We start from the raw sequence: 23,487 nt of genomic DNA on the forward strand, positions 1-23,487 counted from the left end.
TTGGTTAGCAGCTTGCGGTTAACGAGTTGTGGTTGTGTTGTCCCCTTCAGCCCAGACGCCTGTGTCACTGTTCAGGATACGTTCGATCGGATATACCTTCCATACCGCCGTTACTACAGCCGAACACAAGACTGCTTTGAGCAGGTCGCCCGGAAGAAACGGCCACATGCCTGCCGTCAATGCCTTGCCGAGTGAATCCATACCTGTGGAATAGGCCAGCCACCCCACACCGCCCGGATAAACTAACAGTGCGCCGAAGATAAAGTTAGCGGCCAGCAGCTTCACGAAGGTGTATTGGTCCTGCTTAATGCGTTCGGCGAAAAAGCCGATCAGCCAGGCCACGAACGGCCAGGAGAAGATATATCCTGCGGTAGGGCCAACCAGGACCGCCAATCCTCCGCTTCCGCCCATCACCTGGAATCCGGCAGCGGCGAGTCCGATCACGATCAGTACAGCAAGCGCCCCGTAACGGGCCCCAAGGATCGAACCAGCCAGCATTACCGCGAGGGTCTGCATGGTAATGGGTACCGTGGAGAAGGGCAGCGAGATTTTCAAATAACTCAGAGCTATCATGACGGCGGCGAATAAGGCACTGAATATCAGGCCGCGGGTGGTCCATTTCTTCATGGCCGGGAGGTTCCCCCTTTTCTAAAAATATAAGAATTTATATGTTTCACGCTACAAATTATCTTTCTATTTCTCGCCGAAACGGTACCGTCCTTTAAAAGGACGGCAAAGCCGTTTTCACTTGGGATCACTATAACATCACCCTCCAGATACATCAATCCTGAAATCTTTGTTATAATGGGTAGCAATTGTTGACTAGAGCTGGACGGAAAGCAGGCATGAGGATGATCAGGGCGCATAATATAAGCTTGTCCGTGCGGGAGGGGCAGCATCACCGTACAGTACTGCAAGGGATTAACATTCATATAGAGCCTGGGGAATGGGTAGCGCTGACAGGGGCCAACGGCTGCGGCAAAACCTCGCTAATCCGCTCCTTCAACGGACTGAACACCCCCTCCGGCGGCAGTCTGTCCGTGGCCGGACTGGACCTGCGCCTGCCGGAGAACCGGATTATAGTAAAGCAGCGGGTGCAGCTCGTATTTCAGAATCCCGAAGCACAGACGGTTGGCTCCACCCCCTTCGAGGATATCGCCTTCGGACTGGAGAACCGGGGACTGGAACGGGGGCGGATGATTGCACGAATCCATGAGATTCTACAGCAGGTAGGACTAAGCCATAAAGCGGAGGCAGAGGTATCTACACTATCCGGCGGAGAGCGCCAACGTCTGGCGGTAGGCTGCTGCCTGGCACTGGAAGCCGAAATGATTATTTTCGATGAGGCTACCTCGATGCTGGACCCTGAGGGAAGATCGGATATTCTGGAGCTGGCCCAGGGGCTATGGCAGGCAGGGACTACCATCCTCTGGGTCACGCAGCGGATGGAGGAGCTGGCCGCAAGCCCGCGCATCGCGGTGCTGGGTAAAGGGCAATTGCTCTATGACGGCAGCCCGCGCAGCCTGTTCTATACCTCGGAGCTGCCGGAGACCCTCGGCTGGCTTCCTTCTCCGGCCGTCCGGGTCGGGAAGCTGCTGCAGAAGCAGGGCTGGCCGCTTCACCTGCTGCCTCTGACCGGACAGGATCTGGAGGAGCTGCTATGAGAATTCATACGGAGCATCTCTCCTTCTGCTATGAAGGCGGCAGGCCAGCCGTTCAAGAGATATCTCTGGATATCCCTACAGGTTCGCTGACCGTCCTCTGCGGTGTGAACGGGAGCGGTAAGTCTACGCTGCTCCGTCTGCTCGCGGACCTTGCACAGCCCTCCTCCGGGCAGATACTTTACGATCACGGGAAGAAGACGGACTACAAGACTGCCGAAGCTGCATCCATGGTATTCCAGCAGCCGGAGACGCAGCTGTTCGCGGGTACGGTACATAAGGATATCGAATACGGCCTGATGGAGCGAGGGGTGTCCAAGGAGAAGCGGACGGAGATCATCGCGGGCGCTCTGGCGAAGACCGGGCTGGCTTACGATGAATTCGCCGGGCGCTCTCCCTTTCTGCTTAGCGGGGGCGAGAAGCGGCGCGTATGTATTGCGGGTGCTCTGGCCGTACAGCCCGGGCTTCTGATTCTGGATGAGCCGACCGCAGGGCTGGACCCCCAGGCAGCGCAGGCACTGCTCGAAATGGTACAGCAGCTGCGCAGTAGCGGCCTGACCCTGATCATCGGCACCCATGATCTGGACAGCTTCCTGCCGGTTGCCGACAAGGTCATCGTGATGAAGCACGGTGCTATCCATTATGACGGTCCTGCTCCGGCATTGACTGCTGATCCCAGCCTGCTGGCAGACGCCGGACTCACGCCCCCCGTCTATGCTTCTATGGGACGCAGAGCGGTGCAGCATGGCCTGCTGGAAGCAGTCCCGGACAATCTGGAGGAGCTGCTGACAGGGCTGGAAAAGCACCCGCTGCCTATGCCGCAGACGGACAGGTTGCCGGCAGGCACTGGCGCCTCTGCCCGCAGCAGCGCCATGCCACCCGGCAACCAGAGCGGCCGCACCCGCGAACACCGCGCGCAATACAGTGCAGAAGATAAACGGCACCGGGGGAATCCTCCTCAACCTGCCGGGGCGCAGACGGACCAGTCAATAATAAGGCCTGGCAATCCAAGACAAGAACAGAACACCCCGCGCAGGCCCGGCTGGCAAGGACTCGATCCCCGGGCCAAATGGCTGGGGATGATTCTCGGCTCGCTGGTCCTGCTAGGGATGAACACTCTGCTCCCGCTGCTGCTTACTGCCGGTCTGCTGGCCGGGCTCGCGGCTTCGGCCCGTATCTCCTGGCGCCGGGCCTTCCGCTTCTTCCGCCCGTTCCTGCTGATGTTCCTGTTCCTCTGGCTCCTGTCCGGGCTTAGCTGGAGCTCTCCCGACTTCGCACTCGGACCGCTCAGCTTCAGCTATGCAGGACTCGTGCGCGGGGGAATTAACGCGCTGCGCTTCCTGCTGTTAATTGCCCTGGGCTTCCTGTTCACCGAGACGACCACCGGTGCTCCCTTGCGCGAGGGTCTGGAATGGGGCATCGCTCCGCTGCGGGCCCTGGGCATCCGCACCCGTAACTGGTCGCTTGCCGTATCCGTGACCCTGCAGTTCGTGCCGTGGATTCTCGGCAAGCTGGCCCAGCTGCAGCTTGCGCTGGGCTCACGCGGAAGGCGCGCCCGCGGGGTGGCCCGCTGGTCCCCGAGGCAGATCGCCCTAATCATCGTGCCTCTACTGATTCTTGTCCTGGGTATGGGCGACGAGCTGGCGACAGCCGTAGAATCGCGGGGGTACGATCCAGCCAAGCAGCGGACCCCCGTCTATCAGCTCCGCTGGAGCAGGCGTGATACGCTGGCAGCGCTAGGTATCCTGGCGGTTGCAGCTATGCTGTGGTGGGTAGCGCGTATCAGCTGAGCGGGTACGGGACGATTCAGCGAACAAATCACCATAGCGGATGGATAGTGTAAGAACTTATGCGGCTGCGCAGCTAGTATAGTTCTCCCCACCTTACCTATCCGCCCACTTGTGGGGCATCCGGCGAGTTCAGGGGCACTATTGCCCCTGATTTTTGCTCACTTGGCCTTAATCCGGCCCGCTCTCCCTCGCGGCAGCACATTGTATGCTGTTTTTCGCATACATTCGACTCGCGCACCCTCTAGCTGCCCATTGTATGCTGTTTTCGGCATACATTCGGCCTGTGCGCCTGCGCGGCAGCACATTGTATGCTGTTTTTGACATACATTTGACTCGCGCACCCTCTAGCTGCCCGTTGTATGCTGTTTTCGGCATACATTCGGCCTGTGCGCCTGCGCGGCAGCACATTGTATGCTGTTTTTGGCATACATTTGACTCGCGCACCCTCTAGCTGCCCATTGTATGCTGTTTTCGGCATACATTCGGCCCGTGCGCCTGCGTGCCAGCACTTTGTATGCTGTTTTTCGCATACCTTCCAGCATGAAGGCCTCAATTCTCCTCCTCCGGATGCCTGGAGACCAGCCTCACCAGATCCAGAGTCAAGAGAGGGAGAGTCACCGCAGCGGGATAGGCCAGATAACGCGGCTCCCACGCCGGGTTGAACTTCTCCTTATACCGGCGCAGACCGGAGAAGCCGTACCAGTGGCCTCCGCGTTCAAAAACCAGCCGGGCAAGCTTCTCCTCCCGCAGCGCTCCAAAGCGGCCCCCGACATTGGACAGCGGGGCAGACCCGAGATTGAAGCTTCTGTAACCGCGCGCTTTCGCCCATTCCAGCAGACACAGGAACAGGTAATCCATAGTCCCGTTCGGGGTATCCTTGTGATGGCGCATCAGATCCACCGAGACCGTCTTCTGCCCGTCGTAACCAGGAGCTATGGAGGCAAAAGCCAGCAAATGGCCGTCTGCTCCACGCAGCAGCGCCAGCGGTGCGAGCTGGAGGTACGGCTCGCTGAACCAGCCCAGCGAGTAGCCTTTCTCCCTGCGCCCGGCCAGCCATTCCTCTGACAACAGGCGAAGCTCCTGCAGCAGCTCCTTCGAATGCTGGGCCTCTGTGATCTCGAAATGGTAGCCCTCGCGCTCGAACCGCCCCTTCACACTCCGCAGGCTGGCGTTCCGCGATCCGCTAATGCTGAAGTCCGCCAGCGGGACCAGCGCTTCTTCCCCCAGCTTGAAGAACCGGTAGCCCTGCTCATGATAGAGCGGAAGATATACCGGGGCCGCCTGATAGAAGACTACAGATAGTCCATACAAATCAGCAGCCTGCCTGAACTCACTGATTCCGTTATTAAGCAGATTCATCGGCCCAAGCGGATCACCCAGTACCACCAGCTTGTCCCGGACTCTGGCGAAGGCGAACAGCACCTTGCCTTCCTGGGCCCAATAGAAGCTTTTGTCACCAAGAAACAGCATATGGCTTAAGGCATTGCCCCAGCCCTCCGAGAGGAAGCGCTCCAGCCGTGCCATATCCTTATCCGCGAGAAGCGTATCTGCCTTGTGCTGCGGCCTGAGGGCTACAAGCATCGTCAGCAGCAGCCAGGAGCAAATCAGTCCGCCGGCCGCCGTAACGGCCACATTACTGTGCTGCCGCAGCCATTCCGGCTGAATGCCGGGCGGGAGATGCTTTAGGAAGCCGTGATGGGTATAACTCGCCAGCCCGTAATAGCTGAGGGCTACAGCCGAGGTCAGGAGCAGCCACCATAAGGTGCTTTTGGCGCTCAGCGGGACACTGATCCGGTAGAACCGGCTTCGGGAGATCCACAGAATCAGTGCCACCACCAGCAGGAACAAGGCCTCCTCGTAATCGAACCCCTTCGTAAATGCAAAGACCGCCCCGCCCAAAAGCAGCAGGCCTGTCCAGACATAAGCCCTGCGGACGCGCAGGGAGATCCCACGCGACAGCAGAATCAGCATAAAGCCGATCAGCACGGACAGATGGTGCGAGATCTGCATCACGGGCAGCGACAGCAGTTCCTCTGTCACCTTCAGCCGGTAGAGCAGCTCAGGCGTAGCTGCGGACAGCAGCAGAAGCAGACCGCTGGCCAAGACCAGCTTGCCGAGTGCCCATACACCCAGATCGCTGAGGAAGGTATATTGACCGGGCCAGCCCCATATTCTCTGCCATATCGTCAGAGGTGCTTCCACTCTGTCGCCGCTGCGTTCAGCGCCCTTCGTACCCGGCAGCCCGAACTCCAGCGCAGCCAGCACCAGACCGATCAGCCAGGGGATAATGTAATAGAATAATCTGTAGATGACCAGGACTCCCATGGCATGGTCGCTCTTGATGCCCAGTTGGGTAAGTCCGAGCAGCGCAATCAGATCGAACGCGCCGATGCCCCCGGGAGCCATACTTAGAATTCCGGCTATCGCAGCCACTACATAGATACTGAAGACGGTGAGAAATGGGGCGCTCCCGAGCAGCTCACCGGCAATGAACCAGAAGGTCAGTCCGGCGAACACCCACTCCAGGAAGGACGCACCCACAGAAGCAACTACGGTAAGCCAGGCGGTTCTCCCCTCACCCCGGTTAACCCATTTGGCGAAAAGCGCAGAGCGCTGGAGGAGTACAAAGAACGGCAGATACAGCGCCATCCCCCAGACCGCAAAATCCAGCCAGCGATGCGCCTCCAGCAGCCGGTCCGCCGGCAAAAGACCGGTAATCGTCCCCCAACCGAGCAGCGACAGCCCCGTAATCATCAGCGGTGACAGAAACACAATGGCCGGTGCGAGCAAGGACGCAGGCACACAGCTCCGCTTATAGAGCAGCGTTCTAAGGCCCGCGCCAGCCAGACCGGCGAATCCGATCATATTATTGAACGTATTGGCGATCCAGGCATAACGGAAGGTCCGCAACCAGCCGATCTGCAGGCGGAAATGCCGCCGGATCAAGTAATCATAAGTACTCATAACCGCCACCGACAGCAGCGAAATTCCCAGCATCTGCATAATAGAGGGTACGGGAACGGATTTCAGATCACGGATGATTTTGCCTAAATGAATTTGCTTCAGCTCATGCTGCCCCTCCAGATAGACCAGTCCGATAATCAGCAGCGGAAAAAGCGCCCGCACCGCCTTAATCCGGTAGATGGATATCAGCAGCCGTACGAATTTGAAGCGTTCCAATTTATTTTTGATTACAGTATGCATGACTTCACCTGTCCTCACTGCCGAACGCTCTTGTTGCCTGAACATATTCAGCCCTCTCCATACGAACCCATTATAGCAAGATCAGCAGCAGATCTCCCGTATAATGGTCACACGCTTACAAGAGTTAGACGGCGGGCGAAGGGTAAGTCCCTGCACAGGGGCTGTATTTGTTCCAGTAATGGTGAGAAGCGTATACATCCATATTTGCATAAAAGCACCCGGACTGCGATTAGTCCGGGTGCTTTTATCATCGTGCCAAGGGTTATCATCCCCTAATAGAGAGCCTGTCATCACGGCAATGGCGGCTCTCTTCAGAGGCATGCAATTCTCGCTCAAGGCTATACTCGAATGTCGAATCCCCCTGCGCTGTCGGTGGTTGCGTTAGCAATCTCCTGAACAGATGCTGCTGTCAGCTTATGGTTACCGGCAGGCTTGTCCGGAGGCGCAGCAGCGCTTTGGGCAGAAGCGGAGCTGCCCGCAGCCTGTGACTTCCGGGCCATTTGTGCTTCGATCTGCTTGATCTGCTGTTCTAGCTGCTTGGTTTTGGTTTCTTTGGCTTGCTCGTTATCCTTGCTTGCGCTTACTTTCTCAAGCTCAGCTTCCAGCTTCGCCTTCTGCTTCTCAAGTGCAGCGGCATCGCTGGCGCTGGAGGATGTATAAGATACAGATGATGAAGCGGCAACGGATGAGACATTCATGGGTGTCCCTCCTTTCACCTCTTCAATATATCCCTTTTCTCTATAATGAACGTTAAAATGCGCTGAAAGTTTGCTGAATATCCCTTCAACCCTTCCTGGCCCTCCGGTTCACCAGCATAACGCTCAGCAGGATGATGACCAGCCCGGCAATGGTGTTGGCATAGATCTGCTCCTGCAGGAAGATTACGCCCCACAACAGGCCGAATACAGGCACGAGGAAGGTAACACTAACGGTCTTGACCGGGCCGATATTGGCAATCAGGCGGAAATACAGCAGATACGCCACTGAGGTGCAGATCAGCGAGAGGCCGAGGACAGAATATACAGCGGCGGAGGAAGGCAGATGATCCGGGGCAAAAATCACCGCCAGCGGCAGCAGCACCACACTTGCGCCCAGCTGTTGTCCCGCAGCAAGCGCCAGCGGAGTGAGGCCGGAGCCTACGCGTGATGCGTATAATCCTCCGAACGCATAGCAGAGCGCGGCTCCAAGAGAGTAACCTACGGATAAAAGAACCGTGCCGGTCAGCGGGAGCGGACTCCAGCCGACCAGCACACCCACACCTACCAGGCCTATGATCAGCCCGGCTGACTTGGCCGCCCCCGGCTTCTCCTTCCGGGTCCCCCACGCCGCCAGTGCCGCGAACATCGGGGTTGTAGCATTCAGAATCGCCGCCAGTGAGGCGCTCAGATGCAGCTCAGCCATACAGATCAGCGTGAACGGAAGCGCCGCGTTAACCGCACCGAGCAGCAGGAAAGATCTCCAGTGCTTCAGGAGGCCCAGCCTGCGCCGGGTCAGCAACGCATAGAGCAGCAGAGCAGCTCCGGCAATCGTAACGCGCAGCTCTGTCGTGAAGACCGGACCTAGCTCCGGCGAGGCAATCCGCATGAACAGGAAGGAAGCCCCCCAGGCAAAAGCAAGCAGCAGCAGGGTAGCAAAGTCCTTGCGGCTCACAGCTTAACCTCTCTTCTGCACAGCAGCAGATAGGACAGAACCGACAGGAGGCCCGCTCCCGCGATGACCAGCGCCATCGGCAGGGCCGAGCCGCTGCCGCCAAGTCCGACCAGCGGAGCCGCACAGCTCCCCAGCAGCAAGGGAAGCAGACCCAGAAGCGCAGAGGCGCTGCCCGCCGTCTCCCCCTGATCCTGCATCGCCAGCGAGAAGCTGGTCGTACCCACAAGACCTACACTTGCAACCACAGCGAACAGACAGATTAGGATCGGCAGCAGCCCGCCATCGGCGAGGAGGGTAATCAGCAGCAGAATACCTCCGGAGGTACTGAGCAGAAGGCCGCAGATCAGCAGCTTACGCTCACCCACTCTGGCCGACATCCGCCCGGCAATCTGCCCGGTCAGAATAATGCCGAAGCCATTCACGGCGAAGATCAGGCTGTACATTTGCGGGGATACCCCGTAAATCGTCTGCAGAACAAAGGAGGATCCCGAGATATAAGCGAACATGCCTGCCATAACAAAGCCCTGGGAGAGCGCGTAGCCCATGAATCCGGCATTGCCGAGCAGGATGCGGAAGGTACGCAGGGTCCCTCTGAGCCCGCTGCGGATACGCCGTTCCTTGGGCAGGGTCTCCGGCAGCCGCAGGAGAATGACCGCCGCGAAGAGCAGCCCGCATACGAATAAGACTACAAATACGCCCTTCCAGTCCGTCACTCTCAACAGCTGCCCCCCGATGACCGGCGCTGCAATCGGGCCCAGTCCGTTGACAATCATCAGCAGCGAGAAGAACCTGGTTAATTCCGAGCCGCTGTACATATCGCGGACCGCCGCGCGGGAAATCACCACCCCTACCGATCCGGCCAGCCCCTGGACGAAGCGCAGCACAATCAGCAGTCCGATGGACGGGCTGAACGCACAGAGCAGCGAGGATACCGCATAGATCATCATTCCGAACAACAGCGGAATCCGGCGCCCGTGCACATCACTGAGCGGTCCGGCCACAAGCTGGCCCGAAGCCAGCCCTAGCAGGAAGAAGGTCAGGGTAAGCTGAATCATGGCGGGACTGGTATCGAAATAGAGGCCAAGAGCCGGCAGGGCAGGCAGATACATATCAATCGACAGGGGACCAATGGTAGCGATGGCTCCCAGAATCACAGCAAGCTGCAGCCGCTGGCTTCTGGACGGCCCGCCCTCAGCCAGGCTTGTCACCGAATTTTGCTTCATCATGAATAGGATACATCCTTTCTTGCCCGTAACCTTTAGTAAGACGGCAGAGCCATTTATGTTCAGGTCCGTTTATATATTTCTCCATACTACCGATTACCGCCGGAATGTTCAATGAATTTCTGGTTCGGCGGGAAAGCGCGGTTCGGCAGGAACGGCCTGCATGGAAATCCTGCAGAAAATGCAGCATTACCATCTCCAGAACCACAAAAAACCGCCTGCCGTAGCCGCCAATCCTCTCGGTGATCGGCAGGCCCGCAGGCGGTTATTTCGGGTGGTGCTGTTGTTACTTCACTGAATCGGTATGCTCAGCCAGCCAATCTCTTGCCGCCTCCGCCTCGGCGGCGCTCAGGCGGTGCCCCTGATTGCCCCAGTGCGAGGTAACCTCAGCTCCGGCGCCGCTTAACAGTGCTTCCAGCTCCCGGGTCTCCTCGGAGCGGATAATCGGATCATTGGTCCCTGCCCCGATAAAGACCGGAACCCCCTGCAGCGAAGGAATCGCCAGGCCGCGCAGCGGAACCATCGGGTGCAGCAGCACCGCCGCCCGGAAGAGGGCTCCGTAATGGAAGAGCAGACTGCCCGCGATGTTCGCACCGTTGGAATAGCCGACAGCTACCAGATTATCGGCATCGAAGCCATATTTTGCAGCCGCCTCCTCCAGGAACTGCTTCACCTCATGGGTGCGGAAGATCAGATCCTCCTCATCGAAAATCCCCTCTGCCAGCCTACGGAAGTAACGCGGCATGCCATTCTCCAGTACGTTGCCGCGGATACCCAGGACAGATGCTCCAGGTGCCAGCAGCTCGGCCAGCGGCAGCAGATCACGTTCATTGCCGCCTGTGCCATGGAATAAAACCAGTGTGGGCTGCGTTACGTCTGTACCTTGCTCAAATACATGAATCATACCTGCTTCACCTCCAGTTCTCGGATTTCAAATGGGCTTAGATTCGCTTCAATCGCCGTACGCTGCGGCTCAAACCATGCCGGAAGCATCAGCTTCTGTCCCAGCGCCTCAGGTGCTTCATCACGGGCGAAGCCCGGAGGATCGGTTGCAATCTCGAACAGAATTCCGCCTTCTTCCCGGAAGTAGATGGCATTGAAGTACTGGCGGTCCTGCACCGGAGTCGGCTGGTAGCCGTGACTCTGAACCCGGCGTCCCCACTCCAGCTGCTCACTGTCATCTGCGGCCCGCCAAGCAATATGGTGAACCGTACCTGTACCGCCGCCGCCCTGCGGAACCGGAGCAGCCTTCAGATCAATAATATTGCCGATATTTCCGGAAGCTCTGTAGCGGATGTAGCCATCCCCTTCAGCGATACGCTCCATTCCCAGGGTGCGGGAGAGGGTATCCGCTGTCCGGTCCGGGGCCGTGCTGTAGAGGACAGCGCCTCCGAAGCCTTTGACCGCATGCTCTACCGGAACGCCGCCGAACGACCAGGTGCTCAGCGCCCCCTCTTCCCGCTCCACCAGCTCAATCCGCAGTCCGTCATAATCCGCGAAAGAGAGATACGACTCGCCAATCCGGGTAACCTTAGTCACAGGAATCTGATAAGCGGCCAGCCGCTGCTCCCAGAATCCGAAGGAGCCAGCCGGTACAGCATAAGTGGTCACACCGACCTGTCCTCCGCCGATTCTGCCTTTGCGGCCATGAGCCCAAGGGAAGAAGGTGATAATCGTACCCGGCGCACCCTGCTCATTGCCGAAGTAGAGGTGGTAGACCTCGGGGGCGTCGAAATTGATGGTTTTTTTGACGAGCCGCAGGCCTAGAATTCCGGCATAGAAATCAGCATTACGCTGAGCGTCTCCCACAAAAGCGGTAACATGGTGAATCCCTGCAGTATGCATAGTCATAAATGAAACCTCCTGATAGTTGTGATGATGATGCGTTTATTTTAATTGAAGAATATTGCGTCCAGTGAAATCGAACCCGCGCCTGTCAGCGCTATACCTACAGCGACTACCAGCACCGTTAATGGAAATTCAATCCCGTTCGCCGTGGACCAAAATCCGTTAGGAGCATGAACCTTCACAATGGCACCGAGCATCGTTGCCGCAATCAGTACCGCAGCCACCGGAGTCAGCAGACCCAGAGTGAACAGCAGGCCTCCGACCAGCTCCATCAGACCTGCCAGCACCGCCATGCGCACGCCCGGCTTGATACCAATCGACTCCATCCAGCCGCCTGTTCCCTTAGGCCCATATCCGCCGAACCAGCCGAACAGCTTCTGTGCGCCATGCCCAATGAACGCTACACCGATCACCAATCTCATCAACAATAAACCTACACTAACCATTTTAAACACTCTCCATTCTCTTGGTTTTAATTATCTTAACGTTAAGATATTAGCTAAAAAAATTTACTGATCTATTATTCTCTTCATTAGTTCAGCTTAATAACAAGCAGACAACCTTACCGCCGCTGGGCTGCTATGGACTCCCTTCTATACGCCCTTGCCCAGCTTCTTCAGCAGCAGCGTAGCCTGAGCCTTCTCTTCGCTGTCCAGTCCGCCCATCAGGCTGTGAATAGAATCGACATGCTGCGGGAAAATATCATCAAACAGCTCCCGTCCCGCCTCCGTAATCTCGGCATACGTAACACGGCGGTCATCCTCGCAAGGTACGCGCTTCAGCAGTCCCCGCTTCTCCAGCTTGTCGATATTGTATGTGATGCTGCCGCTGGTGACCAGAATCTTCTCGCCAATCTGCTGAAGTGGAATCCGATTTCTATGATACAGCACCTCAAGCACCATGAACTCCGCCGATGCCAGCCCGTGACTCTTCATATCCTTCACCGCCTGATCCATCAGGCTCTTGTACGCCTTCGACAGAACGACGAACAATTTCAGCGATGCTGCCTGATCCTGCATAGTGTCTGCTTCTGTTCCTGCTGTCTTATTCTTGCTGCTCATATCCTGCACCTCCTGTCCGGCTGCGTTTATCTTTAAGGTAATTATCTTTAAGTTAAGATAAATATACGTTATGGAGGGCAGTCTGTCAAGCGCGGGAGGTAAATTAATTTTCATTTCATTTTTTTCGCCCCGACCTCTGCAACAAACACTCCACCTCTAACTCCTGCGGCAAATACTCCCCCACCCTGCACAACAATCAGCTCCTCCAACTCCCGCAACAAGCACGTGGACAAAATCCTTCTATCGCCCGCCCCGCATATTTGACCTGTTCTTCAAAACGGCGTAGACTTTCAAAAGGTGAGTATGAACTGAGGAATGAAACTATTTCTATAGAAGGAGGCTGATTATGGAATCGAAGGATCATCATCATTCCGGGGCCGCTGCGCGCCTCGAAGCAGCGGAAAAGAAGCCGCGCGTGCTGATCGTAACGGCAGTCGCGGCTGAGCGCGAAGCGGTCCTGCGCGGCCTGTCCGGCAGCCGTAGATTCGACGTGATCGCGGCGGGCGCCGGCACCGCAGCGGCAGCGGCGGGAACCGCCGCCGCCCTGGCAGCCGGCTCGTACGGCTGCGTCGTCAGCGCCGGGATCGGCGGCGGCTTCCCGGGACGCGCACCCGTAGGCTCGCTGGTCGTCGCCAGCGAGATGCGGGACGCGGCCCTCGGCGCAGAGACGCCGGAGGGCTTCCGCAGCGCTGCCGAGCTTGGCTTCGGCAGCGTGTCCGTGCCTGCGCCGGGCGGCACGGTGCAGGCCCTTGCGGCCGCGCTCGCAGCGGCCGGCCTCACGGTAAGCACGGGCCCCGTGCTTACCGTGTCGACCGCGACCGGCACCGCCGGGACGGCCGCGGCTCTGGCCGCCCGCCATCCGCAGGCGGCGGCGGAGGCGATGGAAGGCCACGGGGTCGCCGTGGCCGCCCAGGCGCTGGGGATCGCGACGCTGGAGGTGCGCGCGATCTCGAACCCGGTCGGCCCGCGCGACCGGGCCGCGTGGAAGATCAATGAAGCGCTGGACGCCCTGGCAGCGGCGGCGGCTATTTTACGGGAGGTGCTGTAATGACACAAGAGCTTCATATTGCTTATTCCCCTTGTCCGAACGATACCTTTGTCTTTCATGCCTGGGCGCATGGCCTGATTCCCGGCGCACCCAAGCTGGATGTAATGTTTGCCGATATCGATATTACGAACGGGCTTGCTGCAGACGGTGCCGGACCTGAGGTGCTCAAAATCTCCTACGCTGCCCTTCCCTGGGTGCTGGACAGGTACAAGCTGCTCCCTTGCGGCGGTGCGCTGGGACGGGGCTGCGGCCCGCTTGTACTAACCCGCAAAGGCGCAGGCGCGATCAAGCATCCGCGCGAGCTGTCCGGCCGCAGAATTGCCGTCCCGAGCGAACGCTCTACGGCATACCTGCTGTTCCGTCTTTGGGTAGCACAGCAGGTGCAGGGCGGTCCGGCTGAGATCGTCGTTATGCCTTTTGATGAGATCATGCCTGCCGTACAGAAGGGAGAGATTGATGCCGGACTCGTCATTCACGAAGCCCGCTTCACTTACCCGTCCTACAATCTCAACCTGCTTACTGACCTTGGGAGCTGGTGGGAGAGCGATACCGGCTTGCCGATCCCGCTTGGTGCGATTATTGCCCGCCGCGATCTGGACCATGAGGCCATTACCGGCTGGATTCGCAGTTCACTCCAGTATGCCTGGGACCATCCTCTCGACTGCCAGGAATACGTGCTAAGCCACGCCCAGGAGCTCTCGCCGGAAGTCGCCAAGTCGCATATTGATCTCTACGTCAACGAATTCACGATGAGCCTTGGCGAGGACGGCTATGCGGCCATCTCTGCACTGCTTAACCGGGCTGCTGCCGAAGGGCTTGTACCTGCTGTTGATCCTTCGCTTCTACGATAGCTAAGCAAGGAAATAATCCATCCCGCGAGGAGGCCATTCCTATGATTCCTTCAGGCAACAGCAAGGCTAACATTGACCGATTCTTGGGATACCAGGACGAATATGACCGTTACCGGCCCGAAGCCCCTCCGCTGGTAATTGAACTGCTGAGTAATTACCTGGGCCGCCGTCCTGCCCATGTTGCAGATATAGGCTGCGGTACCGGCCTGTCCACCTTCCTGTGGAAGGACGCCGCTGAAGCGGTAACCGGAGTAGAGCCTAATCTAGATATGCTCAGCAAGGCTCAGGATAAGCTGCGTCTTCTCGGCAGCGGAGCGAATAACGTGTGTTTTGTGCAGGGCTACTCTAACCAGCTTCCTTTTGACACGGGGAGTGTGGACATCATCACCTGCTCGCAGTCGTTCCACTGGATGGACCCGGACAGCACCCTTCAGGAGATCTCGCGTTGCCTGCGGCCCGGCGGGGTATTCGCCGCCTATGATTGTGACTGGCCTCTGGTGCTGCAGCCCGCTATTGAAGCCCGGTATAACCGGCTGATTGCAGCTTCAGATGACTTGCTTACAGAGCTTCAGCCGGACACCGATCAGGCCAGCAAATGGGACAAGGAAGGTCATCTGGGCCGGATCAAAGCCAGCGGACGGTTTACGTATGCGCGAGAGATTGTTTTTCACAACACAGAATCATGCGATACACAGCGCTATATCGGCTTGGCCCTCAGCCAGGGCGGCATCCAGTCCCTCCTGAAGCTTAGCCCAACCTCACTTGTGCAGGATATTGCCGAATTCTCGGCAGAGGTAGAGGCATTCTTCCAGGGCCGGACCTTGCAGGTGCCGATTAGCTACCGGATGCGGATCGCCGTGAAGTAACCATTTCCGTTAGCATCCTACCTCCGTCTAATAGAACAAGCTGAATCAAGTACGCCCCGGTTATCCCCGCAAAGGAACCGGGGCGTTTCAATGTGTCACGGTAAGCTTAGCCAGGGATATAGTTCCAGTCTGCCCTTCCTTTTGTTCACCGTATTTACTAATCCGCTCTATTGACCGTTGGAATATTATCACATATTATTACACCAATGAATTAAAAATCTATTTACTGGGATTAGGTCAGGTGGTGTTTGTATGAAGTCCACAACCACGATTCGCGATCAGGTAACCGCATATTTGTCTAATCAGAGCCTGTCCATTAATCAGTTTGCCATTTCGTCAGGAATCAATTCCGGCACACTCAGCCGTGTCGTTAAAGACCGTCAGCCGATTGCCATGGATCATCTGGAGCGCATTACCCGGGGCATGGGCCTGCCGGAGGACCACTTCTATAGCTTATATGTGGACGAATGCTTTCACCATTCAGCTCCCACCTGGCGGCGCTTGCGGCCGTTTCTTGTGCGTTCAGCGGCGCTCGGCCGCCTTGACTGTGTTGAACAGGTAGTTAGGAACCTGCTGGAGAATCTGGTCTATGCTCCTATGCTATTCGAAGTTGCAGAAGGGCTGTTTGAGCAGGGATTGTGGAACGCAGCAGCATTATTGTATGAGAATGTGAGCACCAGTGAGAAATATCAGAATTCCGACCGGCTCGCCGTATGCCAATACAGGTTATTCCGAATTGGCCTCGGTGATGACCAGAGCAGCAATCTGCGGGTAGCCATCCTGTTCGAGTGCTTCATCGACCGGCTGAATGAGGCGGATCAACTGGACGGATTGAAAGACCTGCTGGATGTCTACTACTCTCTGCAGAAGTGGGCTAAAGTGAACGAGCTTGCCGAGAAAATGCTTGAGCTCGCTACCCTCCGTTACAATCTACAGCACCGCTCGAAACGTAAACCGGACAACGAAAGATTGCCTTCAAAGCCGCTGTATTTATATATTCTAAATGCCCGGCTATTAATCTCGAGCATTTATATGGAATATGGGGATTACAAATCTGCGATTGAGCATGTCCCTCTCTATATAGATGGTAGCTGGATACAAGAGAAGGATGATGAGGCAGCTCGGACATTAGCCCAGTTCAGGGAGTGGGGGAAGGCAAATATCTTCCTATATCGTCTGCTTGATGGACAGATAGAGGTATTATCTGATTATGTGGAGTATATCTCTAAGCAGCCAGACGAGATATTTACAGCTATGTACCATATTGTTAAGTCAGCGAACCGGTATGATTGGAATGTGGATGATATTCTGGAACGCTTCTCTGAGCATATCCCTTACCGAATTTATAAATCGGAATTCCGGGAATACAACCAGCAAGTTATGGCAGACAAGCATGTCCGATTTCTAGCAGAATTGGCCACCTATTATGTAAAAAATAATCGAAGTGAAGGTATTATCTTTATCTTAAAAAGTTTGGAATCCTCTGCTAAAATTAACAACGAGAGTGTAGTCATCACCTGCGTAGATCTATTTGAACAATACAGACATATAGCACGTGATGATGAAATCGAGACATACAAACTCCTAATTAGAGAGGTGCGTAATACAAATGATCAAAAGGCTTTTAAAGCTTCTAGTTATATGTAGTATGGTTACTGTGATTATTTCTTCTATTGAGATAATTGAGGCTGCTTCAGGCAGTGACACACAAAGTTCATTTCAAACTATGTCTCATGGTGTTGGCGGTAGCTAAATATCCTTACTGTTTTTGAAGATTTCTTAAAGTCTGCACATAAGCTATATGTCTTACTGGACTGTCGTCAGACAATCACGAACACTTCTTATTTACCGTATGCGGAACGCCATCAACTACCGCATTTCTCACTGCATTCAAGCTCTACCCTATACTTAACATCAGCGAGACGAAGAACGTCCCGGTAGCCCCTTTATGGGAAAGCCGGGGCGTTTTCTATTTTCCGGAGAGGATGAGGAGCATGACTTTTGAAGAAGCACATGATCAGTTTATCAGCGGACACTTGGACAGCAGAGCTGATGGAGAACGTCGGGCACGGTTGGAACGGGGGCATCGGCATGCCGAGAGCCTATTCCTGCATAAGGTATGGTGGCCGCTGCGGGGCCATTTTGACGGGCTTCATCCGGAGTATGAGGTGATAGATTGGCGGGGGAGATCTTATTTTGCCGACTTCGCCTGGTTGCCGGGGTACGTGAAGCTACTGATTGAAATCAAGGGCTATGCTTCACATGTACGCGATATGGACCGGAACAAATACTGCGGCGAGCTGAACCGTGAGACCTTCCTGTACGCCATGGGCTATCACGTGATTTCCTTCGCATACGATGATGTTGAACAGCGTCCCGAGCTCTGTATAACCTTGCTGCGGATGGTGCTGGGCAGATATCAGCCTGCGGCAACCCCAGTATCGCGCGTACAGTTGATGGAGCAGGAGGTCATCCGGTTAACCGTTCATTTAGCCCGGCCTATCCGCCCGCAGGATGTGAAGCAGCATTTCTCAATTGATTACAGAACCGCTGTCCGCACCCTGCGCAGTCTGTCTGACAAGGGCTGGCTCTTACCGGTTCCCACCAGCAATCAGGAACGAACCGCACGATATGAGTTGAAGCGCGGTGTACTGGAATATTTTAATTAGCCTTCGGCAAATAATTGGAATAACGCACCTTAATTTCCTGATTCCTGAGGAATGACCGGCAACAAGTGGAAAAACAGCATCTGCTACTCTTGGTTTTGCCGCTATGGAGTGAATTGGGAGAATTTAAGTGCTGTTTTTCCAACTATCTCCGCCAGAACCCTTTAATACTTATCAGCAAGTGGACAAAATCCATCTATTTCCCGCTTCCGCTGTACTATCCCCCTACTCCACAAGCCTCTGCAGCACCGGTTCTTATCATCAATCAAATTATCCTCCCCAGCGCCTATCCCCTTAAGAAAAAAGCCCCACGCCTGCGCCTAAGCACAAACGGGGGCTTTTCGGCAGGCCTACAGCCTGCCAGCTACTTCTTATTCATCTTAAACATCAGGAACAGCTCATTATAGTGGGCAAGCATCCGCTTGCCGAGGTTGTCGTAGACCTCCAGCCGGCCGGTGATCTCGGCGGGCGGGTAGAAGCGCTCGTCGCCGGAGATGTCCTCCGGCAGCAGCTTCAGGCCGGGAACGTTCGGCGTGGAATAGCCGACGTATTCCGTATTCTGGGCCGCCACATCCGGGCGGAGCATGAAGTTGATGAACTGATGCGCCCCTTCGATATTGGCGGCTCCGCGCGGAATGACCATGTTGTCGAACCAGATGTTCGAGCCTTCCTCCGGCACCACATAATCCAGCTTGTCGTTCTCATCCATAATCTCGGAAGCGTCGCCGGACCAGACGATCCCGACAGCCGCCTCTTCGTTCGCCAGCAGCATCTTGATCTCGTCGCCGACGATCGCCTTCACATTCGGCGACAGCTTGTTCAGCTTGGCCAGCGCCTCCTGTAGATGCTCCTCATTCCTGTCATTAACGGAATAGTGCAGGCTGTTCAGCGCCATGCCCATCACCTCACGGGCACCGTCCACCAGGAAAATATTATTATTCAGCCGCTTGTCCCACAGCGAATTCCAGCTGCTGAAATCCATCCCCTTCGTCATCTCGGGATTGAAGATAATTCCCACCGTCCCCCAGAAATAAGGAACCGAATACTTGTTACCGGGATCGAAGGACAGATTCATGAATTTGGAACCGATGTTGGCCAGATTCGGAAGCTTGCTGTGATCCAGCGGCAAGAGCAGCTTCTCCTCCCGCATCTTGGCAATGGCGTAGTCGGAAGGCACAACGACATCGAAGACCGTACCGCCCTGCTCGACCTTGGTCAGCATCGCTTCATTGGAATCGAACGTCTGATAGATGACCGTAATACCGGTCTCTTCCTGGAATTGCTTGAGCAGGTCAGGATCAATATAGTCGCCCCAGTTATAGATCGTCAGCGTATTGCCGCCGCTATAGCCCTGGGCCGAGTTCAGCCGGGACGCCAGGAACATCAGGCCGAACGCGACGATCAGAATCGCCAGGAACGTATTCACAAGCTGCTTCATCTTGGCACCCCCGCTTCGGCCACCGGCTCGGCAATCTGTACCGCCGGGCGGCTCTTACGCTGGTTCAGGTAGTAATAACCGATGACCAGCAGAATCGTGAAGAGGAAAATCAGCGTCGACAATGCGTTAATCGACAGCGAGACCCCCTGACGGGCACGGGAATAGATCTCCACCGACAGGGTGGAATAGCCATTGCCTGTGACGAAGAAGGTAACCGCGAAATCATCCAGGGAATAGGTCAGAGCCATGAAGAATCCGCTGAAGATTCCCGGCTTGATGATCGGCAGAATCACCTTCGTCAGCACATCCCGGCGCGTGGCCCCGAGATCACGTGCGGCATCCGTCAGGGTCGGGCTCATCTCCTGCAAATGCGGCAGGATCATAATGACCGCAATCGGAATGCTGAACGCCACATGCGAGAGCAGCACGGAGGTGAAGCCCAGCTTGATCCCGACAATCGTGAACAGGATCAGGAAGGAGGCTCCGATGATGACATCCGGGCTGACAATCAGCACATTGTTCAGCGAGAGCAGTGTGTTTTTGGCCCGGCGGCTGCGGACATGATGGATCGCCAGCGCACCGATTACCGCTATGATCGTCGCAATGGTCGATGACAGAAGGGCGATGACCAGTGTGTTAATCACAATAATCATCAGCCGGGTATCAGCAACTACCTCACGGTAATAATCCAGCGTGAAGCCCTCGAACTTGTGCATCGTGCCACCGCTGTTGAACGAGTAATACATCAGATAGAAGATCGGCGCGTACAGCACCAGGAAGACCAGCACCAGATAGATATTGGCGATGCCGTTCTTGTTCTTAACCCTTCGTCTGTTCTTCATCCGCGCACCCCCTTCCGCGAGCCGCCGGTCAGAATCATGAACAGCGCCATAATGGCGATCAGGAACACCGCAACGGTGGAGCCCATCCCCCAATCCTGTGTGACCAGGAAGTGCTGCTCAATCGCGGTGCCGAGCGTAATCACCCGGTTCCCGGCAATCAGACGCGTAATCATGAACAGCGACAGCGCCGGAATGAATACCGCCATACAGCCGGAGCGTACACCCGAGATCGTCAGCGGAAAAACCACCCGCCGGAACGTTGTCCATCCCGATGCGCCCAGATCGCGCGCGGCATCGACCAGCGACAGATTCATCTCATCCAGGGCACTGAAGATCGGCAGAATCATGAATGGAATGAAAATATAGACCGACACAAACACGAAGCTGAAGCCTGTGAACAGAATCTGCTGCTCACCCAACCCCATCAGATCAAAGAAATTATTGACCGGGCCGAAGGTGCCGAAGATCCCGATGAAGGCATACGTCTTCAGCAGCAGGTTAATCCAGGTCGGCAGAATAATCAGCAGCAGCCACAGTTGCTTGTGCTTCGTTCGCGTCAGCAGATAAGCGGCCGGATACGCCACCAGGAGCGAGAACACCGTGATCAGAAAAGCGTACCAGAACGAATTCAGCATCATTCTCATATAGACCGGTGTGAAGAAATTGACGTAGTTATTCAGCGTCAGCTTCCCCTCCAGATCGAACAGGGAATAGTAGACCACCAGCAGCACCGGTGCAATGACAAACAGCGCGATCCACAGGTAGTACGGAATGAGATAATACGACTTGCCCTTAGTCATCATGGCTCTCCACCTCGGCGTAGGCCTCCAGACGCTTGTCGAACTCTTCCTCCGTTTCACCGAAACGCATAACATGAATCGCTTCCGGGTCAAAATACAGCCCGATCTCGGAGCCAACCTCTGCCTTACGGGTGGAATGGACGAGCCATTCATGGCCGGAGCCGTCATAGCAGCTGATCTCGTAGTGAACTCCGCGGAACAGCTGGGAATCTACACGCACCTTCAGCTTGCCCGCTTCAAGGGCCGCAATCTCCAGGTCCTCAGGGCGGATTACCACCTCCACCGCTTCATTCGGCTTCAGACCGGCATCGACACATTCGAACCGGTGACCGTTAAACTCAACTACATAGTCCTCAATCATCACACCCGGCACAATGTTCGACTCTCCGATGAAGTCAGCCACGAACCGGTTAATCGGCTCATCGTAGATATCATTAGGCGTTCCGCTCTGCTCAATCTTGCCGCCGTTCATGACGAAGATCCAGTCGGACATCGCCAGCGCCTCTTCCTGGTCATGGGTGACGAAGATGAAGGTGATGCCCAGCCGCTGCTGCATCTCCCGCAGAATATACTGCATCTCCGTACGCAGCTTCAGATCAAGCGCCGAGAGCGGCTCGTCCAGCAGCAGGACCTGCGGCTCGTTGACAATGGCGCGTGCAATGGCAACACGCTGTCTCTGCCCGCCGGACATTTCATTAATGGCCCGCTGATCATAGCCGACCAGGTTGACGAAGCGCAGCGCTTCCTGCACCTTTTGCTGAATAACATCCTTCTTCAGCTTCTTGATGCGCAGTCCAAACGCCACATTCTCGAATACGTTCAGGTGCGGAAACAGCGCATAGTCCTGAAACACCGTATTGACCTGCCGCTCATTGGCGGGAATGTGGTTGATAATTTTGCCGTTCAGATAGATCGAACCTTCAGTCGGCTCCGCGAAGCCGGCGATCAGACGCAGAATGGTCGTTTTTCCGCAGCCCGAAGGGCCCAGCAGCGTGTAGAATTTACCGCGTTCAATTTCGAAGCTCACGCCTTTGAGTACAGCCTCTTCGTCGTCGTATTGCTTAATCACCTGGTCAAAAGAAATAATAGTGCCTTCCGGGGTAGCTATAGCTAACAACCTCCCTTACTTATGTAGTACAACCTATTTTACCCGCTTCTTGCGGGAGACAATCCGGCAGCAGCATGCTCAGCACGGATAAGCGACAATTCCTGCCTTAGTTCGACAGACTTCAATATATATAGCATAAAGGAATCCTGCAATATATGCGATAGCTTACATTGTGAAATCAAGCACAAAAACTTAACAAGTTCGTAAAATCTTGCCCGCCTCCAGCCTGTTTTGAGGTGCTATAATGAAAACGGATGAAAACCATAAAATTTTTCCTATTTACATGAAAGAAGATGACAAACATGAACGAGGGCTTACAGGAGCGCCTTGAAAAGTTCGGATTATCCTTATATATGATACGGATTACACTCGCCGCTTCGCTCTCGTGGCTGACGGTGCACACCATTTACGGAGACCAGTACTTGTACTTCGCCCCGCTTGCGGCGATTCTGATTACCCAGAGCAGCGTCAAGGCCTCCCTCGAAAAAGGCTTCTACCGCATGACCGGCGTCATCCTCGGCGGAATCGTCAGCCTGATCGTGGGCAAGTTCTTCGATGTGGGCGCGCTGTCGATCCTGCTGATGCTGCTGATCGGCATTGGGGTGGCTACAGCCTGCCGGATCAATATCCAAGCCGTCTCGCAGGTCGGCGTTACCTCGGTGCTCGCACTTACCTTCTATCATGACCAATATATCGTCTGGAGAGTCGCCGAGACATTGATCGGCGTACTGATTGCCCTGATTATCAATATGATTATCGTGCCGCCCAAGAGCTTCGTCAAGGTCAAGGACCTGGCACTGAAGGGCAGCCTGACCTTATCCGATGCCTTAACCGGATTCGCCGCAAGCGGACGGGATGCCGCACAGGCCAAGGCTGCTCTTGAGCGCTCCGGCGAGCTGCTGAAGAAGAGCGACCGGCTGCAGAAGGAGATGCATTACACGCTGTCTCATTACCAGTGCCGTAAGGACATTGGCAAGCTGACACAGACGACCACCCATCTCATCAAGGTGCAATCCTATGTCAAAGCCATAAGCGAAGAGATCGCTCTGCTGCCGTCCCATTATGCCGCAGCCGACTGGATGCTGGAGGTTGTAACCGCAACGGCAGACTGTATCGCCCTGTACGGCACAAGGACGCTATCGGATGCCGAATGCAACGGACGGTCACTCCCCGAGAGTCTGAGAAGAGCCCGCGATGTGCAGCTCGCCTGGTTCTCGCAGCTGCAGGATCAGTGCCCGCTCGCGGCCTTCCGTGATCTCGGTGCGGTGTTCTCCCACTTGAACCGGATTCTTGAGGAGATCGAACGCGCCGATTACGCAGCTCTTTCCACCGCACCACAGCATGTCAAGGCACAGCCTGCACGCGCCATCCAGTTCATACAAAAAGGACTCTTCCACAAGCTATAAGCTTGGGAGAGTCCTTTTTTGGTTG

The 23,487-nt window shown here is 55.8% G+C and carries 21 protein-coding genes; 8 read left to right on the forward strand and 13 right to left on the reverse strand.

Annotation, left to right across the window (positions count from 1 at the left end; all coding sequences use genetic code 11):
- Positions 1-18: 18 nt before the first annotated feature.
- On the reverse strand, positions 19-627 hold the full coding sequence (locus tag MKX51_RS29505) for a biotin transporter BioY (protein ID WP_076086432.1): 609 nt from the start codon (positions 625-627) through the stop codon (positions 19-21).
- Positions 628-851: 224 nt separating this feature from the next.
- On the opposite strand from MKX51_RS29505, the gene MKX51_RS29510 reads away from it, so the two are divergent.
- Positions 852-1,664, forward strand: a complete 813-nt coding sequence (locus MKX51_RS29510; protein WP_340994830.1) for an ATP-binding cassette domain-containing protein — start codon at positions 852-854, stop codon at positions 1,662-1,664.
- The gene (locus MKX51_RS29515) at positions 1,661-3,451 is read left to right on the forward strand and encodes an ATP-binding cassette domain-containing protein (protein ID WP_340994832.1); all 1,791 of its coding nucleotides are present in this window, start codon (positions 1,661-1,663) and stop codon (positions 3,449-3,451) included. The genes MKX51_RS29510 and MKX51_RS29515 overlap by 4 nt, the downstream gene beginning before the upstream one ends.
- A 549-nt stretch (positions 3,452-4,000) precedes the next feature.
- Here the strand turns inward: MKX51_RS29515 and mprF are convergent.
- The 8 genes from mprF to MKX51_RS29555 all read right to left on the reverse strand — a co-directional run bounded on the left by mprF (position 4,001) and on the right by MKX51_RS29555 (position 12,437).
- Positions 4,001-6,655 (reverse strand): bifunctional lysylphosphatidylglycerol flippase/synthetase MprF, encoded by a 2,655-nt coding sequence (mprF, locus tag MKX51_RS29520; RefSeq protein ID WP_340995756.1) that lies wholly within the window; start codon positions 6,653-6,655, stop codon positions 4,001-4,003.
- 338 nt (positions 6,656-6,993) lie between these two features.
- The gene (locus tag MKX51_RS29525; protein ID WP_340994834.1) at positions 6,994-7,353 is read right to left on the reverse strand and encodes a FlxA-like family protein; all 360 of its coding nucleotides are present in this window, start codon (positions 7,351-7,353) and stop codon (positions 6,994-6,996) included.
- An 85-nt stretch (positions 7,354-7,438) separates the two neighbouring features.
- Entirely contained in the window at positions 7,439-8,305 is an 867-nt protein-coding gene (locus MKX51_RS29530; protein ID WP_339252066.1) for a DMT family transporter, read from the reverse strand.
- The gene (locus MKX51_RS29535) at positions 8,302-9,531 is read right to left on the reverse strand and encodes a multidrug effflux MFS transporter (RefSeq protein WP_445253453.1); all 1,230 of its coding nucleotides are present in this window, start codon (positions 9,529-9,531) and stop codon (positions 8,302-8,304) included. Before MKX51_RS29535 ends, MKX51_RS29530 begins: the two co-directional genes overlap by 4 nt.
- A gap of 283 nt (positions 9,532-9,814) precedes the next feature.
- Positions 9,815-10,432, reverse strand: a complete 618-nt coding sequence (locus MKX51_RS29540; protein ID WP_340994836.1) for an alpha/beta hydrolase — start codon at positions 10,430-10,432, stop codon at positions 9,815-9,817.
- On the reverse strand, positions 10,429-11,379 hold the full coding sequence (locus MKX51_RS29545; protein ID WP_340994838.1) for a ring-cleaving dioxygenase: 951 nt from the start codon (positions 11,377-11,379) through the stop codon (positions 10,429-10,431). Before MKX51_RS29545 ends, MKX51_RS29540 begins: the two co-directional genes overlap by 4 nt.
- A 41-nt stretch (positions 11,380-11,420) precedes the next feature.
- On the reverse strand, positions 11,421-11,822 hold the full coding sequence (locus tag MKX51_RS29550) for a DoxX family protein (RefSeq protein WP_036728167.1): 402 nt from the start codon (positions 11,820-11,822) through the stop codon (positions 11,421-11,423).
- 147 nt (positions 11,823-11,969) lie between these two features.
- Positions 11,970-12,437 carry a MarR family winged helix-turn-helix transcriptional regulator gene (locus tag MKX51_RS29555; protein ID WP_339252072.1) on the reverse strand — a complete coding sequence of 156 codons (468 nt, stop codon included), beginning with the start codon at positions 12,435-12,437 and terminating at the stop codon, positions 11,970-11,972.
- 346 nt (positions 12,438-12,783) lie between these two features.
- Here MKX51_RS29555 and MKX51_RS29560 point away from each other — a divergent pair, with 346 nt between their 5' ends.
- The 5 genes from MKX51_RS29560 to MKX51_RS29580 all read left to right on the forward strand — a co-directional run bounded on the left by MKX51_RS29560 (position 12,784) and on the right by MKX51_RS29580 (position 17,871).
- On the forward strand, positions 12,784-13,485 hold the full coding sequence (locus MKX51_RS29560) for a futalosine hydrolase (RefSeq protein WP_340994839.1): 702 nt from the start codon (positions 12,784-12,786) through the stop codon (positions 13,483-13,485).
- Complete coding sequence (locus tag MKX51_RS29565) at positions 13,485-14,336, forward strand: 1,4-dihydroxy-6-naphthoate synthase (RefSeq protein WP_340946370.1); 852 nt, start codon at positions 13,485-13,487, stop codon at positions 14,334-14,336. Before MKX51_RS29560 ends, MKX51_RS29565 begins: the two co-directional genes overlap by 1 nt.
- 41 nt (positions 14,337-14,377) lie before the next feature.
- Positions 14,378-15,202: a class I SAM-dependent methyltransferase gene (locus tag MKX51_RS29570; RefSeq protein WP_340994840.1), complete on the forward strand. Its 825-nt coding sequence runs from the start codon at positions 14,378-14,380 to the stop codon at positions 15,200-15,202.
- 252 nt (positions 15,203-15,454) lie between these two features.
- Positions 15,455-16,849 carry a transcriptional regulator gene (locus MKX51_RS29575; protein ID WP_340994842.1) on the forward strand — a complete coding sequence of 465 codons (1,395 nt, stop codon included), beginning with the start codon at positions 15,455-15,457 and terminating at the stop codon, positions 16,847-16,849.
- A 347-nt stretch (positions 16,850-17,196) separates the two neighbouring features.
- On the forward strand, positions 17,197-17,871 hold the full coding sequence (locus tag MKX51_RS29580; protein ID WP_339252082.1) for a hypothetical protein: 675 nt from the start codon (positions 17,197-17,199) through the stop codon (positions 17,869-17,871).
- A 361-nt stretch (positions 17,872-18,232) separates the two neighbouring features.
- On the opposite strand, the gene MKX51_RS29585 is transcribed toward MKX51_RS29580, so the two are convergent.
- Genes MKX51_RS29585 through MKX51_RS29600 form a run of 4 tightly spaced genes read right to left on the reverse strand, consistent with a single transcriptional unit; the run spans position 18,233 to position 22,065 of the window.
- A complete protein-coding gene (locus MKX51_RS29585; RefSeq protein WP_340994843.1) occupies positions 18,233-19,306 on the reverse strand; it encodes an ABC transporter substrate-binding protein in 1,074 nt (357 codons plus the stop codon).
- Positions 19,303-20,148, reverse strand: a complete 846-nt coding sequence (locus MKX51_RS29590; RefSeq protein WP_339252086.1) for an ABC transporter permease — start codon at positions 20,146-20,148, stop codon at positions 19,303-19,305. The genes MKX51_RS29585 and MKX51_RS29590 overlap by 4 nt, the downstream gene beginning before the upstream one ends.
- Complete coding sequence (locus MKX51_RS29595) at positions 20,145-20,951, reverse strand: ABC transporter permease (protein ID WP_036728143.1); 807 nt, start codon at positions 20,949-20,951, stop codon at positions 20,145-20,147. The genes MKX51_RS29590 and MKX51_RS29595 overlap by 4 nt, the downstream gene beginning before the upstream one ends.
- Complete coding sequence (locus MKX51_RS29600; RefSeq protein ID WP_340946362.1) at positions 20,941-22,065, reverse strand: ABC transporter ATP-binding protein; 1,125 nt, start codon at positions 22,063-22,065, stop codon at positions 20,941-20,943. Before MKX51_RS29600 ends, MKX51_RS29595 begins: the two co-directional genes overlap by 11 nt.
- Positions 22,066-22,358: 293 nt before the next feature.
- Here MKX51_RS29600 and MKX51_RS29605 point away from each other — a divergent pair, with 293 nt between their 5' ends.
- Positions 22,359-23,462 (forward strand): FUSC family protein, encoded by a 1,104-nt coding sequence (locus MKX51_RS29605; protein ID WP_340994844.1) that lies wholly within the window; start codon positions 22,359-22,361, stop codon positions 23,460-23,462.
- Positions 23,463-23,487: the final 25 nt, after the last annotated feature.

Source organism: Paenibacillus sp. FSL M7-0420, from assembly GCF_038002345.1.
Classification (GTDB): Bacteria; Bacillota; Bacilli; order Paenibacillales; family Paenibacillaceae; genus Paenibacillus_AQ.

Coding starts and splice junctions, on each gene's coding strand:
- MKX51_RS29555 (WP_339252072.1), bottom strand. CDS start 12,437: ATGAGCAGCAAGAATAAGACAGCAGGAACAGAAGCAGACACTATGCAG.
- MKX51_RS29525 (WP_340994834.1), bottom strand. CDS start 7,353: ATGAATGTCTCATCCGTTGCCGCTTCATCATCTGTATCTTATACATCC.
- MKX51_RS29580 (WP_339252082.1), top strand. CDS start 17,197: ATGACTTTTGAAGAAGCACATGATCAGTTTATCAGCGGACACTTGGAC.
- MKX51_RS29605 (WP_340994844.1), top strand. CDS start 22,359: ATGAACGAGGGCTTACAGGAGCGCCTTGAAAAGTTCGGATTATCCTTA.
- MKX51_RS29535 (WP_445253453.1), bottom strand. CDS start 9,531: ATGATGAAGCAAAATTCGGTGACAAGCCTGGCTGAGGGCGGGCCGTCC.
- MKX51_RS29505 (WP_076086432.1), bottom strand. CDS start 627: ATGAAGAAATGGACCACCCGCGGCCTGATATTCAGTGCCTTATTCGCC.
- MKX51_RS29540 (WP_340994836.1), bottom strand. CDS start 10,432: ATGATTCATGTATTTGAGCAAGGTACAGACGTAACGCAGCCCACACTG.
- MKX51_RS29565 (WP_340946370.1), top strand. CDS start 13,485: ATGACACAAGAGCTTCATATTGCTTATTCCCCTTGTCCGAACGATACC.
- MKX51_RS29575 (WP_340994842.1), top strand. CDS start 15,455: ATGAAGTCCACAACCACGATTCGCGATCAGGTAACCGCATATTTGTCT.
- MKX51_RS29570 (WP_340994840.1), top strand. CDS start 14,378: ATGATTCCTTCAGGCAACAGCAAGGCTAACATTGACCGATTCTTGGGA.
- MKX51_RS29595 (WP_036728143.1), bottom strand. CDS start 20,951: ATGATGACTAAGGGCAAGTCGTATTATCTCATTCCGTACTACCTGTGG.
- MKX51_RS29545 (WP_340994838.1), bottom strand. CDS start 11,379: ATGACTATGCATACTGCAGGGATTCACCATGTTACCGCTTTTGTGGGA.
- mprF (WP_340995756.1), bottom strand. CDS start 6,655: ATGCATACTGTAATCAAAAATAAATTGGAACGCTTCAAATTCGTACGG.
- MKX51_RS29550 (WP_036728167.1), bottom strand. CDS start 11,822: ATGGTTAGTGTAGGTTTATTGTTGATGAGATTGGTGATCGGTGTAGCG.
- MKX51_RS29515 (WP_340994832.1), top strand. CDS start 1,661: ATGAGAATTCATACGGAGCATCTCTCCTTCTGCTATGAAGGCGGCAGG.
- MKX51_RS29560 (WP_340994839.1), top strand. CDS start 12,784: ATGGAATCGAAGGATCATCATCATTCCGGGGCCGCTGCGCGCCTCGAA.
- MKX51_RS29585 (WP_340994843.1), bottom strand. CDS start 19,306: ATGAAGCAGCTTGTGAATACGTTCCTGGCGATTCTGATCGTCGCGTTC.
- MKX51_RS29510 (WP_340994830.1), top strand. CDS start 852: ATGATCAGGGCGCATAATATAAGCTTGTCCGTGCGGGAGGGGCAGCAT.
- MKX51_RS29590 (WP_339252086.1), bottom strand. CDS start 20,148: ATGAAGAACAGACGAAGGGTTAAGAACAAGAACGGCATCGCCAATATC.